Origin of the sequence: Bartonella sp. TS25HLJMH, assembly GCF_042193505.1 — a bacterium.
GTDB classification, from domain to species: domain Bacteria; phylum Pseudomonadota; class Alphaproteobacteria; order Rhizobiales; family Rhizobiaceae; genus Bartonella; species Bartonella grahamii.
On sequence record NZ_JBHILV010000023.1, the window covers coordinates 1 to 14924 of the forward strand.

Annotated in this window: 17 protein-coding genes and 2 pseudogenes; 9 read left to right on the forward strand and 10 right to left on the reverse strand. The window is 38.5% G+C overall.

Going from position 1 to position 14924, the window contains the following annotated elements; genetic code table 11:
- From ACFINF_RS08010 to ACFINF_RS08035, 6 genes and pseudogenes are all read left to right on the forward strand, one after another.
- Positions 1 to 177 (forward strand): annotated as a pseudogene (locus ACFINF_RS08010) (PBSX family phage terminase large subunit); the annotation flags it as partial.
- The gene (locus ACFINF_RS08015) at positions 162 to 2180 is read left to right on the forward strand and encodes a portal protein (protein ID WP_375620420.1); all 2019 of its coding nucleotides are present in this window, start codon (positions 162 to 164) and stop codon (positions 2178 to 2180) included. The pseudogene ACFINF_RS08010 and the gene ACFINF_RS08015, both read left to right, overlap by 16 nt.
- Positions 2181 to 2205: 25 nt before the next feature.
- Complete coding sequence (locus tag ACFINF_RS08020; protein WP_375620432.1) at positions 2206 to 3099, forward strand: hypothetical protein; 894 nt, start codon at positions 2206 to 2208, stop codon at positions 3097 to 3099.
- Between the two features lie 89 nt (positions 3100 to 3188).
- Positions 3189 to 4316, forward strand: a complete 1128-nt coding sequence (locus ACFINF_RS08025; protein ID WP_375620421.1) for a N4-gp56 family major capsid protein — start codon at positions 3189 to 3191, stop codon at positions 4314 to 4316.
- Between the two features lie 20 nt (positions 4317 to 4336).
- Positions 4337 to 4717 carry a hypothetical protein gene (locus tag ACFINF_RS08030; protein WP_375620422.1) on the forward strand — a complete coding sequence of 127 codons (381 nt, stop codon included), beginning with the start codon at positions 4337 to 4339 and terminating at the stop codon, positions 4715 to 4717.
- 11 nt (positions 4718 to 4728) lie between these two features.
- Entirely contained in the window at positions 4729 to 5109 is a 381-nt protein-coding gene (locus ACFINF_RS08035; protein ID WP_375620423.1) for a hypothetical protein, read from the forward strand.
- 35 nt (positions 5110 to 5144) lie between these two features.
- On the opposite strand, the gene ACFINF_RS08040 is transcribed toward ACFINF_RS08035, so the two are convergent.
- Positions 5145 to 5429: an addiction module antidote protein gene (locus ACFINF_RS08040; RefSeq protein WP_375620424.1), complete on the reverse strand. Its 285-nt coding sequence runs from the start codon at positions 5427 to 5429 to the stop codon at positions 5145 to 5147.
- The gene (locus ACFINF_RS08045; RefSeq protein ID WP_375620425.1) at positions 5410 to 5721 is read right to left on the reverse strand and encodes a type II toxin-antitoxin system RelE/ParE family toxin; all 312 of its coding nucleotides are present in this window, start codon (positions 5719 to 5721) and stop codon (positions 5410 to 5412) included. The genes ACFINF_RS08040 and ACFINF_RS08045 overlap by 20 nt, the downstream gene beginning before the upstream one ends.
- A gap of 74 nt (positions 5722 to 5795) precedes the next feature.
- On the opposite strand from ACFINF_RS08045, the gene ACFINF_RS08050 reads away from it, so the two are divergent.
- Both ACFINF_RS08050 and ACFINF_RS08055 read left to right on the forward strand, forming a co-directional pair.
- Positions 5796 to 6503, forward strand: a complete 708-nt coding sequence (locus ACFINF_RS08050) for a hypothetical protein (RefSeq protein ID WP_375620426.1) — start codon at positions 5796 to 5798, stop codon at positions 6501 to 6503.
- Position 6504: 1 nt separating this feature from the next.
- A complete protein-coding gene (locus ACFINF_RS08055) occupies positions 6505 to 7938 on the forward strand; it encodes a hypothetical protein (protein ID WP_375620427.1) in 1434 nt (477 codons plus the stop codon).
- 146 nt (positions 7939 to 8084) lie between these two features.
- Here the strand turns inward: ACFINF_RS08055 and ACFINF_RS08060 are convergent, their stop codons facing one another.
- The 8 genes and pseudogenes from ACFINF_RS08060 to ACFINF_RS08095 all read right to left on the reverse strand — a co-directional run.
- Complete coding sequence (locus ACFINF_RS08060; RefSeq protein WP_375620428.1) at positions 8085 to 8408, reverse strand: helix-turn-helix domain-containing protein; 324 nt, start codon at positions 8406 to 8408, stop codon at positions 8085 to 8087.
- 1 nt (position 8409) lies between these two features.
- Entirely contained in the window at positions 8410 to 8760 is a 351-nt protein-coding gene (locus ACFINF_RS08065) for a type II toxin-antitoxin system RelE/ParE family toxin (RefSeq protein ID WP_041581387.1), read from the reverse strand.
- Between the two features lie 568 nt (positions 8761 to 9328).
- A complete protein-coding gene (locus tag ACFINF_RS08070) occupies positions 9329 to 10108 on the reverse strand; it encodes a hypothetical protein (RefSeq protein ID WP_375620429.1) in 780 nt (259 codons plus the stop codon).
- Between the two features lie 93 nt (positions 10109 to 10201).
- Entirely contained in the window at positions 10202 to 10837 is a 636-nt protein-coding gene (locus ACFINF_RS08075; RefSeq protein WP_375620430.1) for a hypothetical protein, read from the reverse strand.
- An 85-nt stretch (positions 10838 to 10922) separates the two neighbouring features.
- Positions 10923 to 11663 carry a hypothetical protein gene (locus ACFINF_RS08080; protein ID WP_375620433.1) on the reverse strand — a complete coding sequence of 247 codons (741 nt, stop codon included), beginning with the start codon at positions 11661 to 11663 and terminating at the stop codon, positions 10923 to 10925.
- Positions 11664 to 12497: 834 nt separating this feature from the next.
- A complete protein-coding gene (locus ACFINF_RS08085; protein WP_026500655.1) occupies positions 12498 to 12770 on the reverse strand; it encodes a type II toxin-antitoxin system YafQ family toxin in 273 nt (90 codons plus the stop codon).
- 1 nt (position 12771) lies between these two features.
- Positions 12772 to 13029 carry a type II toxin-antitoxin system RelB/DinJ family antitoxin gene (locus ACFINF_RS08090; protein ID WP_012230893.1) on the reverse strand — a complete coding sequence of 86 codons (258 nt, stop codon included), beginning with the start codon at positions 13027 to 13029 and terminating at the stop codon, positions 12772 to 12774.
- A gap of 295 nt (positions 13030 to 13324) precedes the next feature.
- A pseudogene (locus tag ACFINF_RS08095) lies at positions 13325 to 13993 on the reverse strand (type ISP restriction/modification enzyme); the annotation flags it as partial.
- Positions 13994 to 14416: 423 nt separating this feature from the next.
- Here ACFINF_RS08095 and ACFINF_RS08100 point away from each other — a divergent pair.
- Positions 14417 to 14924: POTRA domain-containing protein (locus tag ACFINF_RS08100; RefSeq protein ID WP_375620431.1), on the forward strand; the 508-nt coding region annotated here is incomplete at its 3' end.

Sequence of the window (14924 nt, forward strand, 5' to 3'; positions counted from 1 at the left end):
GAGAAATGGGATGAGAAGCGCGGCATTGGTTTGGGTGCAGAGCATGATTGGTCGAGTCATGGGGCGGATGCCTTTGGACTGATGTGTATTTCATACAAACCACCAAAAGAAATACAAAAGCGACCAGCTTATAGCGGCAGAACGGAATATGAGAGTACCTCATGGATGGCAGAATGATGCATGATGATGAACATTTAGAGAAAGACAGCAACGTATCTGATCTCTCTCATGAAGGCTTATTTCGCAAGCTTGTGAGCTGGTACAAAGAAGATGTGGAGCATGTGAACAAATGGCGTGAACATGCACGGGAGGATTTTGGTTTTTACAATGGTGATCAATGGAATGAAGAAGATTTATCGGCGTTAAAAAAGCAACGCCGCCCCGTTATGACCTTTAATCGTATTGCCCCATTGGTCAATGCCGTTGTGGGGTCAGAGCGTAATAACAAGCGCGAAGTGCAATTCATTCCCCGTCAAGTAGGGAAGGCATTGCCAAGTGAATTGCTTACCGGTGCGGCAGAATGGTTTCGGGACATGGCGCATGCAGAATACGCTGATAGTGACGCTTTCCAAGATGCGGTTATCTGCGGCATGGGGTGGACTGATACACGGCTTGATTATGAGAACAGCCTCGATGGTGAACCGGTAATTACGCGTTTAGACCCACTGAAAATGGTCTGGGATAGTGCGGCAGTGCAACCGAATTTAACCGATGCGCAACGTTTGTGGTATGTGGACCGCAAGCCTTTGGAAGTAGCCAAGCAGATGTTTCCCAAAGCCCATTGGACAGAGCTGAGTGCAGATTGGGCAAGGGATGGGAGCTCTCATGAAGGTGTTCACCATAATGATCTTGATTATTACAGTGATGAAGGGAGCATTGATGTTGAAAACGGTCGTCGGATGGTCACTCTTGTTGAATGCCGTTGGTTTGAAAGCGAGAGGTATTACAAAGCGCCCGATTTAGAAACGGGTGAATTGCGTGATTATAGCGAAGAGGAATTTAAGCAGCTCCAATGCATGATGCCCGATATCCAAGGGGCAGCTTTCAATAAAAAGGTTGTAAGGCGTGCTTTTTTAGGGAGGAAATTGCTTGAATCCCCAGATCAACCTTTGGTTCCAGCTGGTCAATTGGGTTGGGAGTGTATAACGGGGTATTTTGACAAGATAGAACGGCAATTTTATGGGGTTGTACGTCCTACAAAAGATCCACAACGGTGGGCGAATAAATATTTCAGTCAAGTGATGTATATCCTTAATAGCCAATCCAAAGGGGGGCTTATTGTCGAGGAAGGGGCGTTTAAGGACATCAGGCAGGCTATGCAAGATTGGGCGCGGTCTGATGCGTTGCTAGTTGCTGAAGATGGCGCCCTTGCACAAGGAAAGATCCAACCCAAACCCGTAGCAGAATTTCCAACGGGGTTTTTCCAGTTGTTTAATGAAGCTAAGGAAGCGATTAATCAGGTGACGGGTTTATCGCCCGAATTCATTGGCACAAGGGAAGTGACACAAGCGGGTATTTTGGAGGCACAACGACGCCAATCCAGTTTAAATCTGCTTGCTTGTCTGTTTGATGGCTTACGTTTGTATCGCAAGCGGCAAGGTAAGATTATTTTGCACTTGATACAGAATTACTTGTCCGATGGGCGTTTGGTACGGATATCTGGTGAAGAGAATGCGCAATATATTCCATTGACGCGTGAAGAAGTAACGAGTGTCGAGTATGACATTGTGGTGGATGATGCCCCAACCAGCCCGAACGAAAAAGAGCGCACCTTCGGTATTATCACACAACTGCTTCCATTGCTTCAAAATGCGATTACGCCGGATATTATGCTTGATCTACTTCGTTATTCACCATTGCCTGCGTCATTGCTTAATCGTGTGAGTGAGAAGATGCAACAGCAGCAAATGGCACAACAAGCCCAACAACAGCAAATGAATCCGGAACAAGAAATGAAGTTGCAGGAAAAGCAGCAAGATATTGCGGCTAAAAGTCAGATGCAACAGATGGATTTACAAGGCAAGCAGATTGAATTGGTCATGCGTCAAAAGAGAGCAGAATTGGAAGCGGAATTGATGCAACAGAAGCATGAGCTTGAACGGGAGCGTATTCTTAATGAACGAGCGCAAAATCAAATCATGCGTGAAAGAGCGGCAACATACAGAGGAAGAAGCATTTGAGAGAGGTTAGAGAATGAATGCAGAAATGAACGAAGCAATGAATGAAGCGATGAATGAAGATTACAGAGTTGGAGCACCGGTCTTTGATGATGAGAGCTCTTTTGATGCTGGCACTTATGATGGTGAAACGATTGATAATGATGATGTCACCTCTCCAGAGCCGGTTGCACAGCCCGTTGAAAAACCTTCAGAGATTGTTCCTAGTATAGAACAGCAGCGTGTGGAGCAACAAACCAAACAAGCTCGTGAAGCGCTTGTCAAGTTTTATGAACCCCAATCCCAGACGCCAATGGTTGAAGGTGAAAATGCACCCCCAGACCCTACACAAGACATTATTGGCTATATGAGTTGGATGGGAAAAAAGCTACAAGAGCAAGATGCGTATATTAGGGAACAGAAAGAAGCGCTAAGACAAGCTGAGGAACGGCAGCAGCATGATATACGTCTTGGTGAATTTTTTAATAATTCTGTTAAGTCGTTTCAAAATAAATCCAGTGATTTTGATGCCGCGGCAAATTTTCTTTATGAGGCACGTGCAAAAGAATTGAGTTCTTGGTCATCACTTTATCCTGAATATGGACAACAAAACACAATAGATGCGATTATAAGAGATCAATTGCATGCACTTGTAGCGACTTGTGCACAAAGAGATCTCAATCCGGCAGAAGAGATTTATAGGATAGCGCAAAATCTTGGCTATCAGAATCAAGCAGTACAAGCGAATAATCAAGTAGCAGCGCTTCAAAGCCGGCAGAATTCTGCGAGAACCTTAACGGCATCTGGTGGAGGAGGGAGTATTACAGGTCCTATGACCAAAGAGACACTTGCGAATATGTCAGAGAAAGAATTTAACGCGTGGATATCGAACCCGAAAAATGAAGTCCGTTTTTATGAAATTATGGGTGCAGACCCTGATTAAGCAATAAGTTTTACAGCATAATCCGCTTTTGATGCGGGTTTTCCACCGGCTTTAAGCCGGTTTTTTTACAGCAAAGAAAGGTGAAATCAATGGCAACAACACATATAGGAACCCATGATCCGCAATCGGTGAAATTGTGGTCACAAAAATTAAGCAATGAAGTTTTGAAGGCAACGAAAATTGCCCCCCTGATTGGCAAAAGTTCAAACAGCATTATCCAGCTTTACAACGAAACCCATAAGAGTGCAGGGGATAGCGTCACGTTTAGTCTGCTGGTCAATCTGTTTGGGGATGGTGTTACACAGGGCGAAACGCTTGAAGGCAATGAAGAAGCACTTCAATTTATGAATGATAGGCTGGTCATTAATGAGCTTTTACATGCAGCGCGTGTCGCCAATGATGATTCAATTGACCAACAAAGAATACTCCCGAATTTGCGCAAAAAAGCTAAGGAAGGATTGGTTCGTTGGTACGCAAACCGTTTAAGCATCATGTTTTTTCTTCAGGTGTGTGGTTATACAGCACGTACGATTAGTGTTGACGGTCGAGAAGTGTATATTAAACCAGTTCATTACGGCTTTAATGAAATCATGGCACCTAGCAGTGAACGGATTATACGTCCAGATGGTAAAACAAAGGATGAAGATCTCACTGATAAAGCCAAACATAGCTTTAGTCTTAAATTGATTGATGAAGCGGTTAAACAAGCCAAACTTGCCAATCCGCAAATTTCTCCAGTTCATGTCAATGGTGATGATGTTTATGTCCTCTATTTGCATCCAACACAAGTCATGCAATTGCGAACCAATACAGCCGTTGGTGAGTGGTTAGATATTCAAAAATCGGTTTATGCAACCTCTCGTGCGAAAAACCCAATCTTTGATGGTTCTCTAGGCATGTATAATGGTGTTGTTTTACGCGAAGCGATACATGTCACCCATGGTGTTAAATCGACAGATAATACAGCTGTTAAAAGTGTGCGTCGCGCGGTGTTTCTAGGGGCGCAAAGTGCTGTTATTGGTTTTGGCAAAAATCACAGTGCAACGCATTATACGCTTAAAGAAGAGTATTTTGATTATGAACGTGAATTTGGTGTTGCAGCCAAAACCTTAATAGGAATGAAGAAAACACGTTTTAAGATGCCCAATAGCGCACAAACAGCTCAAGATTTTGGAACGATTGTTATCCCCACCTACAGCGGTGAACCTGATAATTAATCATAGGGAGGAAACAAGACATGGCAGATCAATTACCACCTCCATTACAGGGAAGAGCTCTTCATACCCAACAGGTGAGTTTCTTACGTTTGAATATCTCGCATAAAGATAAGCATCTTACGGAGAAAATTGGGATATTACCTCGTGGTGCTTTGATCACTTCGATTAAAGCGTTTGTTAAGACGGCGTTTTCTGAGGCGAAGTTGAAGATAGGAAGTACCTATGGAGGCAATGAGTTCAGTGAAAAGGACATCAAAGCCCAAAATACGCAAGATTTTACACCAACAGACCAAAAGGTTTTTGCTCCAGAGGATAAAGAGATGACCCTTTATGCAACACGAGATAAAACTACTGATGCTGGTGAGTGTGTTGTGGTCGTACAATTTGTGACAAATCATTAAGGGGATAAGACATGGCAGATCAATTACCACCTCCATTGCAAGGAAGAAGCCTCCATACCCAGCAGGTAAGCTTTTTGCGGCTTAATTTTAGCTATGAAGATAAAGAAAACGCTATGAGAATAGGCACGCTACCTCATGGTGCTTTGATTACTTCGATTAAAGTGTTTGTCAAGACAGCATTTTCGGACACGAAGGTAAAAATAGGCAGCACTGCTGGAGGGACTGAATTTGGTGAAGTAGAAATCAAACAAGCCGGTATTAAAGCAGCAACGATTTCTAATCAGAAGGAATTTGTCCCTTATGATAAAGAGCTTACTCTCTATGCTAAAGCGGACAAAACGGTACAAGCTGGTCAAGCAAGTATAGTCGTTGAATTCGTGACCAATCACTGAAATTGAGGGGAGAGATCTATTAACTCCCTCTCAGTTTATGAAGTAGAAGACTGTACAGAGAGTTGCAAATTAAGGGCAGATAAGACAGCGACTAGGGTTGAAAGCTTAGGATCACCTGTTTTGCTTAAAGAACGGTATAATCCACTGCGTTCGCGATTGGTTTCTTTTGCTAAGGCACTCATATTTTGAGCGCGAGCAACAATACCAAGGGCATCCGCTATGTGAGCAGCATCACCTGTTTTGAAGGCTTCATTTAAAAAGACTTCTTGAGATTCTGGTGTTGTGAGGTGTTTTTCAAAGTTAAAGGTTTTCAATTTCATTTTTAAGATTCTCCAAAAGAGATAAGGCTTTTTGAATATCACTGGATTGTGTGGATTTGTCACCACCATAAAGCAATATAATGATTTTATCGCCTTTTTTTGTGAAATAAACTCGATACCCAGCACCATAGTGGATACGCAATTCACCTATGCCATTAAAAAATTTAACATCACCTAAAAGTCCTGAACGAATTCTATGAAGCCTTGCAAGAATTATATTGGCAGCTTTTCTGTCTTTAAGCTTTTCTAACCATTCATCGAATTCATCTGTTGTTTTTATTATCGCTACCATTAGTGCACTATAATACACATAGTGTGTAATGTCAAGTTAGTTTCAATTTTTCTATTTCACTAAAAGGTATTCTGATGACACGTCATTATATTCGGGTTAAAACCGGAGGACCGATACCTGTAAAGCGAGATGTTTATCGTCATAAGAGAACACTTTCGCACTTAGTGTCGGTCATTCAAGATGAGATTGATGACATAGCCGATGAGTATGTTCATCAAATCCAAGAAAGTATTTTTGCAGCCATTCGTTTTTGTGAACGAGAGACCTTTTACTTTAACGAAAGCCGTGATGTGGTGTTTGAGACACGGGCGGGACAAGGTGTTTATGATGCAAGCACTACCAGCCATATCGAAAGTGCTGTTAAAATCAAAAACGTTTATCTGAGTTCTGATCAACATCATAAGTTTGCCTTGGAATGTAAGGACCATGTTTCTTTAGAGCCTTTGTTATCATCAGAGCAGCAAGGAACGCCGGTTTGTTACAGTTATTTTGATAGGAAATTACATCTTTATCCCACGCCGGATAGAGCCTATCAGATTCAACTCATTCTCTCTCCATTGCGTTTATCAGAGATAGAGAGTGTCGATGAGGAGCATCCATGGTTTGTGCACGCGTTTGATTTGATTAAGGCGCGTGCAAAATACGAACTTTACAAGAATATCTTGAAAGACCCCGATTGTGCAACGGCAGCTTACAATGACTTTAACGAACAGTTGAATGAATTGCGTGCAGAGACGTCTCAACGTCATAACGTGACCAGAATAATACCAACGGATTTTTAGCATGGTTTATTTTCCCATTGCCGATTACAGACCGGATGTTGCGGTTGTCAACGGCAGTTTTACGGATAGCCTTGTGAATGTTTTACCGGCAGATGGTGGTTACATACCCATGCCTAGTGCAATGGTTGTTTCTAATCCTTTGGAAGAAAAGCCCTTGGGTTCAATCGCCTTTAGAAGCGGTAATGGTGTTAAAATAATCGTAGGAGGCAAGCAAAAGCTTTACAGTTATGATAGTCAAACGCAGGGTTGGAAAGACATTAGCCAAAGTGGTGTGACCTATCATGCGCATGAGGATAATCAATGGTCATTTGCTCTGTTTGGTCAAAGAATTATTGCGGTCAATAAAAATGATAAACCACAAGTTTTTAATACCCATAGTTCTGAACGATTTGAAGATTTAGGAGGCAATCCGCCGAAAGCAGGCTTGGTGAAGGTTTGGGGACCTTTTGTTTGTTTGATGCAATTGACAGATCACCCCAATCGCATTCATTGGTCTGGTTTGGAAGATGCAACCCATTGGACAGTTAAGCAGAAAGATTGCGATTTTCAAGATTTTCCGGATGGAGAATATGTTCAAGGGGCAACAGAATCCACCAATCCCCTCATTTTTATGCGTTCTGCTATTTATGCTGGAACCTTTGTTGCGGGTTCTAAGATTGTGTTTACGTTTCAAAAGATACAAGACAAGCGAGGAGCCCGCAGTGCAGCCTCTATAGCATGTCGAGGGAGTGACGCTTTTTTTGCAGGTGATGGTGGTTTTTATCAGATGAGTTTAGATGGTCAACTTTTACCGATAGGTTTTGAAAAGGTTGATAGAACGGTTTTTAAAACATTTGATAAGTTTGCTCTTGATGAGATGCAAGGAGTTATAGACCCCATTGATAACCGGATTTATTGGTCCTTAAAAAGAGGCAATAACGAACAAACCACCTTTGTTTATGATTGGGGCTTGCAGAAATGGTCGACGCTACAGGGAAAGCCTTTCACGTTGTTTCCAGTGTTTACAACAGGTTATACTTTAGAACAGTTAGATGAGATTTCACTCAATCTTGAGGCATTGCCGGCTTCTTTAGACAGCCCTCGTTGGCAAAGTGGCGCTCCAATGCTTGGTGCTTTTGATGAAAACAATCGGCTTGTTATGTTTACAGGAGCGCCGATGGAGGCAACGGTTGTTTCACAAGAGATGGGGGCACCGGATGGAAGTTTTAACTTTATTACGAAAATGTTTGCCGAAGTTGATACGACACAAGGTCTTTTAAGCATAGGAGAACGTCGTCTTCGCAATAATCAGACGCCGATCACATGGCATAAGGAGAGGGTGTGTTCGTATGTCACGGGCGCTTATCATGGACGTTCACGCAATCGTTATCACCGGTTTAAATTACGCATTCCTAAGAATGAACCTTGGACGATGATAATAACGCATTATATATAAAAATACAATAAAGTCAATAGTTTGAGTGTAATTATTTTATATGAATCCACTTAAGAATCCATCCTTTTATGCATGATTCATTTGACCATTTTTTATATAAGATTGCCATGTATGAATAGACCATAAAAAGCTAATCATAAAGAAGTTTAAGAAGAAAAAACAACTTCAAAATATCCTTCAAGCGTTTTAACTTCTTTCGGATTAACAATAATCTTGATATCGTTTCCCAATTTTGCCAAACACTCAAGCATTTTCATTTCACTAATTCCTCGAAATTCTCCACTTAAGAGTTTAGACAGTTTTGGTTGAGTCATTTTCAAAAGTTGACTAGCCTGTTTTTGTGTTAAGTTCTTTTCTTTCAGAATTTGACTAATCTTATGAGCAAGTTGCGCTTTGATAAGCATCTCTCTGGAATCTGAAAAGCCAAGATCCGCATAAACATTGGAACTACCGTGAAAAACATTGACCATTTTAATTCCCTTCTAATTGTTCTGCTAACTTGAGACGTTCTTTGATCAGATTAATATCTGGTTTTGGTGTTGCAATGCCACGGGTCGATTTTTTCTGAAAACAATGCAGCACATAAAGAGATTTTTTATATTGTATCGTATAAACAGCGCGATAAGTTCCTTGAATATCGCGTTCAATAATTTCTAGAACATTGGCAGATCCAAACCCCTTGAGAACCTTAACATTTTCTCCTCTATCTCCTATCTGAGCAAGATAAAGAGCATAACCAATCCTTTGTTGAATAAGATCAGGAAGACTTTTTATATCTTTGAGTGAAGAACCAAGCCATATGATACGTTTTATTTTACTCATGATTATTAATATACCCATATGGGTATATTTTCAAGTGGTTATTTTAATTTTGTGATTTTTTTATAACTATTATTAATAAAATTGACTTGATAAAAATGGTAACAAAAAACCATAATTGTTTATTTGTTTTATGAAAAGCTGCTTTGTAAAAAGCAACGCTTCCAAATGTAAAAAGAACGTTTTTTACAGATATTTATTGAATATGCATTTGCTTTTGATTGGATTGTTGAAGCTACCGAGCGTTTTGATTTGTTTGATAGCCATAACAAGCGTTTATAGGCTCTCTTATTCAAATGAGTGATTAAAGATCATACGCACCATTTATGTTTCTTTTGATAAGTTTTCATATCTCTAATAGAGCGCTTGCAATATGATACGTTTTGTATATATGCATTTATTACTCCATGTGGATGATTCATTTTAATCATTAGAATAGACATTTGAAAGCCGCGTCATATTAATTGGCACGGCTTTTTTTTATTTTACTCTCTCTTTTATGATATGTTTACAGCAATGCATTTTATATGCGTTTATAACCATAAAGAAGGCACGCCCCCCACGCCGTTCTTTATTCTGTTTTATCAGTTATATTGACAACATTATCCCTTTCATAAACCTCACAATTTTTTGGAACCAACCTTACTTTGCTTTTTTTGTTGATTTTTGCATTGCCATAAGCACGCCCCCAGATCGTTGCACAATATGAGATTTTAGCATTGCCATAAACACAGCCATAAATCTCACAAGAGCCACTCACACAAGCATTCCCATAAACCTTGCCATAAATTTTTGCACGACCATTAATAACAGCATAATTATAAATTTTTGCATGGCTATAAATACAAGCCAAGCCAGAAACCTTGGCATGACCATAAACGCGTGCATAACTAAAAACCGTAGCATCATAAGAAACATGCGCATGGTCATAAATATGAGCATCAGCAAGAACGCGGGCGCTACCATTCACATGAGCATTACCATAAATATTACCATAAACATGAGCATTGCCATAGACAAAAGCATGGTCATAAACTTTAGCATATTGAGAGATAAAAGCCTTTCCATAGACTTCAGCATTGCCATAAACTTGACCACAGACTTGAGAAAAATGGCGTATTTTTGCATTTTCATACACTCTTGCATGACCGTAGAGACAAGCCTCATCATACACCCAGCAATTACCATCATGGGATAGGTTAACTTCCTTTTCAATAAAGCCGCCTAAGGATCCCGCCTTTACATCATCAAAATCTTTTAAAGCTTTAATGCGATAAAGGTTAATAATATTTCGAGTAAGAGCATGTTTGATTTTTTTGATTTCACTGGTTAATTCGTATTTTTTGCACATAGAAGACCCTCACAATCTAATGTGATAAACGTTTGATAAAATTTGAAATGGAAAATTGAGAGAGGGGCGCCCCCGCCGCGCCCGCGCCATTATTTATGCAGCGTCTTTTATGGTTTGATCACAAATTTTAATATGACCATTCAATTTTTTTGTATCTATATATGAATTGCCAAAAACACTCACTTGATCACAAATGTATGTATAGCCTGTAATTTTTGCATTCTCATAAATACAAGCATCATCACCAACTACAGCAAAAAACCAAACTTGAGCATTGCCAAAAATCTTTGCATTGCCATAAGCTTGCGCATAGCCAGTTAATAAAGCGTTATCATAGATTTTAGCATGACCTTTTATAACAGCCCTGTCCGATACCTCAGCATGATTCAAAACGCAGGCATGATCGTAAACATAAGTTATTCCAAAAACCAAGGCATGATCAGCAACCCTTGCATTGTTATAAATTTTTGCACAATCAAAAACCTTAGCATTTCCTTCAATTTTTGCATTATCGAAAACATAAGCATTATTATAAACACACGCATCATCATAAACCCAGCAATTACCATCATGAGAGAGGTTGCTTTCATTTTCGATATAGCCACCAAGATCGCCAGCCTTGACATTATCAAAATCTTTTAATGCTTTAATTCTATATAAAGTACGACCTTCAATAATATGAGTTTCATTAGTCAATTCGTATTTTTTAGATACAGTTATAGTGGACATAGGTAACTCCCTAAGTTCATATTTGATAAATTTTTAATTGAAATGTTTAAAAGAGGGGCGCCCCCGCTGCGCCCGCGCGTGTCATTTACGCAGCTTCACTTTCATATTCGCTGTCATTATCATCGTCATAATACCCTTCAAAATCAGCATAATACTCATGACGATAATAATCATCTTCGCTACCAAACTCAGGATATGCATCATCACAGATATCTTCATTAGCAGTTAAAGAGGCATTGCTATGAATATATGAAGAACCAGAGATAAGAGCATCACAAATAACGGCATCATCAAAAACACGCGATTCATCACAAATGTAAGCAGAGCCACTTATTTTTGCATTGCCTCCGACATGAGCATCATCACAAATGACAGCGTTATCGGAAATATGAGCATGATCAGTGACACGGGCGTTATCATAAATTTGTGCATTGCCTTCAATTACAACAGCGTTGCTAGCATGCGCATTGCCTGAAAGTTTTGCATTGTCCTTTAATGTTCTTCCTTCAAAAATAGCATTTCCATAAATTTGAGCATTGCCATAGACGTCAACAAAAAAGCTTTTTACTTTAGCATTTCCAAAGACGCGTGCATTTTGAAAGACCCGCGCTTTATTATAAACCCAGCAATTTCCTTCATGAGATAAGTTACTTTCTTTTTCAATATACCCCCCGATATCACCTTTTTTCACATCACCAAAATCTCTTAAAGCTCTAATTCGAGTTAAGAAATGACCATCGATATATTCACCATCATCAATAAATTCGTATTTTTTTGCAGGCTGTTGTTGATTAACAGGCGCGGTTTCATTTGCAATATTAGAGATAATGGGGGGGGATTTTTGAGATATTTTTCATAATTAAACCTTATCATAAAATTGTTTTTCAATTGACAGCTTATAAAAGCATCGGGTGTTGAAAAACACGGTGATAAGTCCGTTGCTTACACTTTTCCCATAAGGGTATTGTATGGTGTAAGCACACCCGACAAAATCACTATATATGCCAACGATAGCATAAAAGATAGTCAGTTTTTTAAAGACTTTGGAAAGGCTGTTTCGTAGTCTATCCGCTTATCAAAAAGTGTTTTTCAATCACTTGATTATTTATATAACAAAATACGTATTTATTGTCAATTAATATTTTATCTTTTTTGATATTTTTTATCTTTTTTTAAATTCATTATGTGTAAATATTTATCATGTTCTTATCAATTTCTTCTTTTATATTTATATGCTTTTAAAGCTATATTATTGGCTTTATGAAACGATTGCGTTATTTTCTGAATCTATACATTTATAATATTTAGAAACGCTCGCATAATGCGTATTTTTATCTTTATAACCTATCATTTTTTTACTAAATGAATTTTAATTTTTTGTGAATTTTGTTTATAAGGGTCTTTAATTTAAACAACCTATATCAAAATACAACCTATAAATTCAACTAATGCTATATGTTTTGTAGGGGGGGTATAGGGGGTGCTTATACTTTTTTCAAAAATTAGGGAATTAACAGCGTAAAGTAATATAAGTATTCACAACAAAGCTTTTGAAAACAATAAAGCTATCATTTTAGATTACGATATAATCTTTTAAAGGCAATGTAAAAAAATCTAATTATGTAGAGAAAAGTTAGAGTATTTTTAACTTTTCATATAATTATTCTTTGAAAAGGTCAGAGTGCGTTCCTGTACGAATAAGATGTAATTTATCTCCTTCTATTCTATAAATAAGCAGCCAATCTGGTTCGATATGAATATCATGATATCCTACCCAATCGCCTTTTAGTGGATGATCACAGTAATGTCTTGGTAATGGCTTTTCTTCAATTAGAAGACTCAATAGTGTACGCAGCTTATTCATATTTTTACTGCGTTTTTCCGCCTTGCGCACGTCACGTTTAAATTGTCTCGAGCGAACAGGTATCAGCATATTAAATGCCTAAATCCTTAAAAAGGGCATCAGCGTTTTTAAATGTCTTACCTTTACCTTCATCTAATTCCTTTATAGCTTTACGTGTGACACTATTAGGTACTTTAAGATCAAAAGGCAAACAACCTTCTTCAGCTACACGCAAAAATGTTATGCGGATAAGGTCTGATGCACTTAATCCCATACGTTCTAAAGTAATCATCGCTTGTTTTTTCATTTCAGCAGGAATGCGAGCGCGAACAACGGAATCGGTTTTCATGATTGGTACCTCCATTTATAACCTTTATTATAATGTAGCTACATTGTAGCCTCAAATCAACTTTTTAGAATTCAAAACCCTTTGGACAGCAGGTATGGGAAAAAAACTCCACGAAAAGAATCTTTGATTTGCAATAATTAAGAGGAATGTTGCTAAATCCTATTCTCTTAACTTTATTTTGTTATCCGTCATAGTAAAGAAGATTTTATGTAAGCAACAGATTATGGTTATAAGCTCTATACCCCTTGTGAGATTAACATACCCATTATGTGAGCATTATGTGAGCATGCCAAGTCTATTCAGTTTCTCTTAATACCAAATTTGGTAAGTTCTTAACGATTTTCATGGTTTCTAAACTTACGGTAATAACCCTCTGAAACAACTCTAATGGATAAGCAGGATTGCCAACGGTTTCAACAGCATAGCGATTAGCATCATTCACAATACTACTCTTTTTATCTGTCTTTACACATTGACGCCCCATAACCCATTCAAGAGCGGGCTTGCCATTGACAATATACTCATAAGCTTCAAGAGGGATATCATGTCATAATGATATTGCTATTGTAAATAACAGTGGTTTTATCTTTATCAGATTTTCCATTTTCTTTAACTGCTTTTGCGAATTTCATTTCAGTCACATAATAAAACTTTTCGGGATTAGAGATGTCAGTTAATTTTGGATTACCCTTTTTAAAGGTCTCAGGATAAGGTTCTACAGTTTCATAGTTTACGTGCAAATGACCCAATTCACGCCCTGCTGTTACAAATTTCCAAAATCCTTAGCAGTTTTTATATAAAGAAGACGAGGCAATTCTTTAGAGAGATTATCAGCATAGCGAGCACGGTAATATTCCGAATGCAAAAGACCGTAAACATAATAAAACAGATCATCTTTAGTGTTTTTTTCATTAGGATAAGCAGTTTTAAAATGCGCTAATCCTTCATCAGTTATGGCATTACGCATTTTCTTTTTTTCTTATTTTAGTAATAAGCTATCGTCATGCTATTTTTCTTATCAAGCGATAATAATGGATAGTTTCTTGTTGTCTCTAATATGTAACAGTTCCAATAAATTTGGTATATTCTATGAATAACAGCCTTTACTTGAAGCTCAAAATTATATTACATGCAGCACCTTAAAATTAAGAAGCATATAGAGCAATTGTCATTTAACATTGTAATTATACAAGCTTCAAAAGCGGGGGAAATGATATGGTTTGCACAACACATAAAGCAAGTGTATACAGTACAGTCTATGCTTTTCTCTTAGATTTTATAAGTATTATTCTCATCAAAAAATTAAAAAATTGTTACGCGGTTGGCAATTTTTTCTGTGACGCTGATGATATGGTTCATTTTGTTGCTCATTTTGAGGGCACAATGAATGCATAGATTTTTTTGCACTTTTGTTTTTGCGGCTATTTTGTGCCTTTTCTCGTTGCCGAGTTTTGCCGAAAACATTCGTGAGAAAGCGATTAATCAATCAGAGAGCATCCAACGACAACAAACGCAACAACAGCGTTTTCAGCAATTACACCGTAGAAACGAAACACATGGGGTATTTTTGCCAGACGATGATACCACATCTCCCTATGGTGCTTCGTCTGGTACAACCTGTTTGCTGATCAAAAGCATTGAATTTGTTGGTGCTCAGTTGATTTCTCACCCCGACCTTCATGAAGCCATTTCTCTTTGGGAAGGACGGTGTTTGGGGATTGCCGAAATCAACAAAGTGCTCAAAGCGGTGACCAAGCTTTATATGAAGCGCGGCTATATTGCGGTGCGGGCTTATTTGCCTGAGCAAGATTTAAGCGGCGGTCATCTCAAGATTGTTGTTGTTGAAGGAGTGATGGAAGATATCACTCTTGATGGGCATAAAGTTGAGAGGAGAC

Bases quoted from the DNA above. Each gene is read 5' to 3' on its own strand.
- ACFINF_RS08050 (WP_375620426.1), top strand. From the start codon at position 5,796: ATGACACGTCATTATATTCGGGTTAAAACCGGAGGACCGATACCTGTA.
- ACFINF_RS08085 (WP_026500655.1), bottom strand. From the start codon at position 12,770: ATGCTGATACCTGTTCGCTCGAGACAATTTAAACGTGACGTGCGCAAG.
- ACFINF_RS08025 (WP_375620421.1), top strand. From the start codon at position 3,189: ATGGCAACAACACATATAGGAACCCATGATCCGCAATCGGTGAAATTG.
- ACFINF_RS08015 (WP_375620420.1), top strand. From the start codon at position 162: ATGGATGGCAGAATGATGCATGATGATGAACATTTAGAGAAAGACAGC.
- ACFINF_RS08030 (WP_375620422.1), top strand. From the start codon at position 4,337: ATGGCAGATCAATTACCACCTCCATTACAGGGAAGAGCTCTTCATACC.
- ACFINF_RS08040 (WP_375620424.1), bottom strand. From the start codon at position 5,429: ATGAAATTGAAAACCTTTAACTTTGAAAAACACCTCACAACACCAGAA.
- ACFINF_RS08055 (WP_375620427.1), top strand. From the start codon at position 6,505: ATGGTTTATTTTCCCATTGCCGATTACAGACCGGATGTTGCGGTTGTC.
- ACFINF_RS08035 (WP_375620423.1), top strand. From the start codon at position 4,729: ATGGCAGATCAATTACCACCTCCATTGCAAGGAAGAAGCCTCCATACC.
- ACFINF_RS08075 (WP_375620430.1), bottom strand. From the start codon at position 10,837: ATGTCCACTATAACTGTATCTAAAAAATACGAATTGACTAATGAAACT.
- ACFINF_RS08020 (WP_375620432.1), top strand. From the start codon at position 2,206: ATGAACGAAGCAATGAATGAAGCGATGAATGAAGATTACAGAGTTGGA.
- ACFINF_RS08045 (WP_375620425.1), bottom strand. From the start codon at position 5,721: ATGGTAGCGATAATAAAAACAACAGATGAATTCGATGAATGGTTAGAA.
- ACFINF_RS08070 (WP_375620429.1), bottom strand. From the start codon at position 10,108: ATGTGCAAAAAATACGAATTAACCAGTGAAATCAAAAAAATCAAACAT.
- ACFINF_RS08065 (WP_041581387.1), bottom strand. From the start codon at position 8,760: ATGAGTAAAATAAAACGTATCATATGGCTTGGTTCTTCACTCAAAGAT.
- ACFINF_RS08090 (WP_012230893.1), bottom strand. From the start codon at position 13,029: ATGAAAACCGATTCCGTTGTTCGCGCTCGCATTCCTGCTGAAATGAAA.
- ACFINF_RS08060 (WP_375620428.1), bottom strand. From the start codon at position 8,408: ATGGTCAATGTTTTTCACGGTAGTTCCAATGTTTATGCGGATCTTGGC.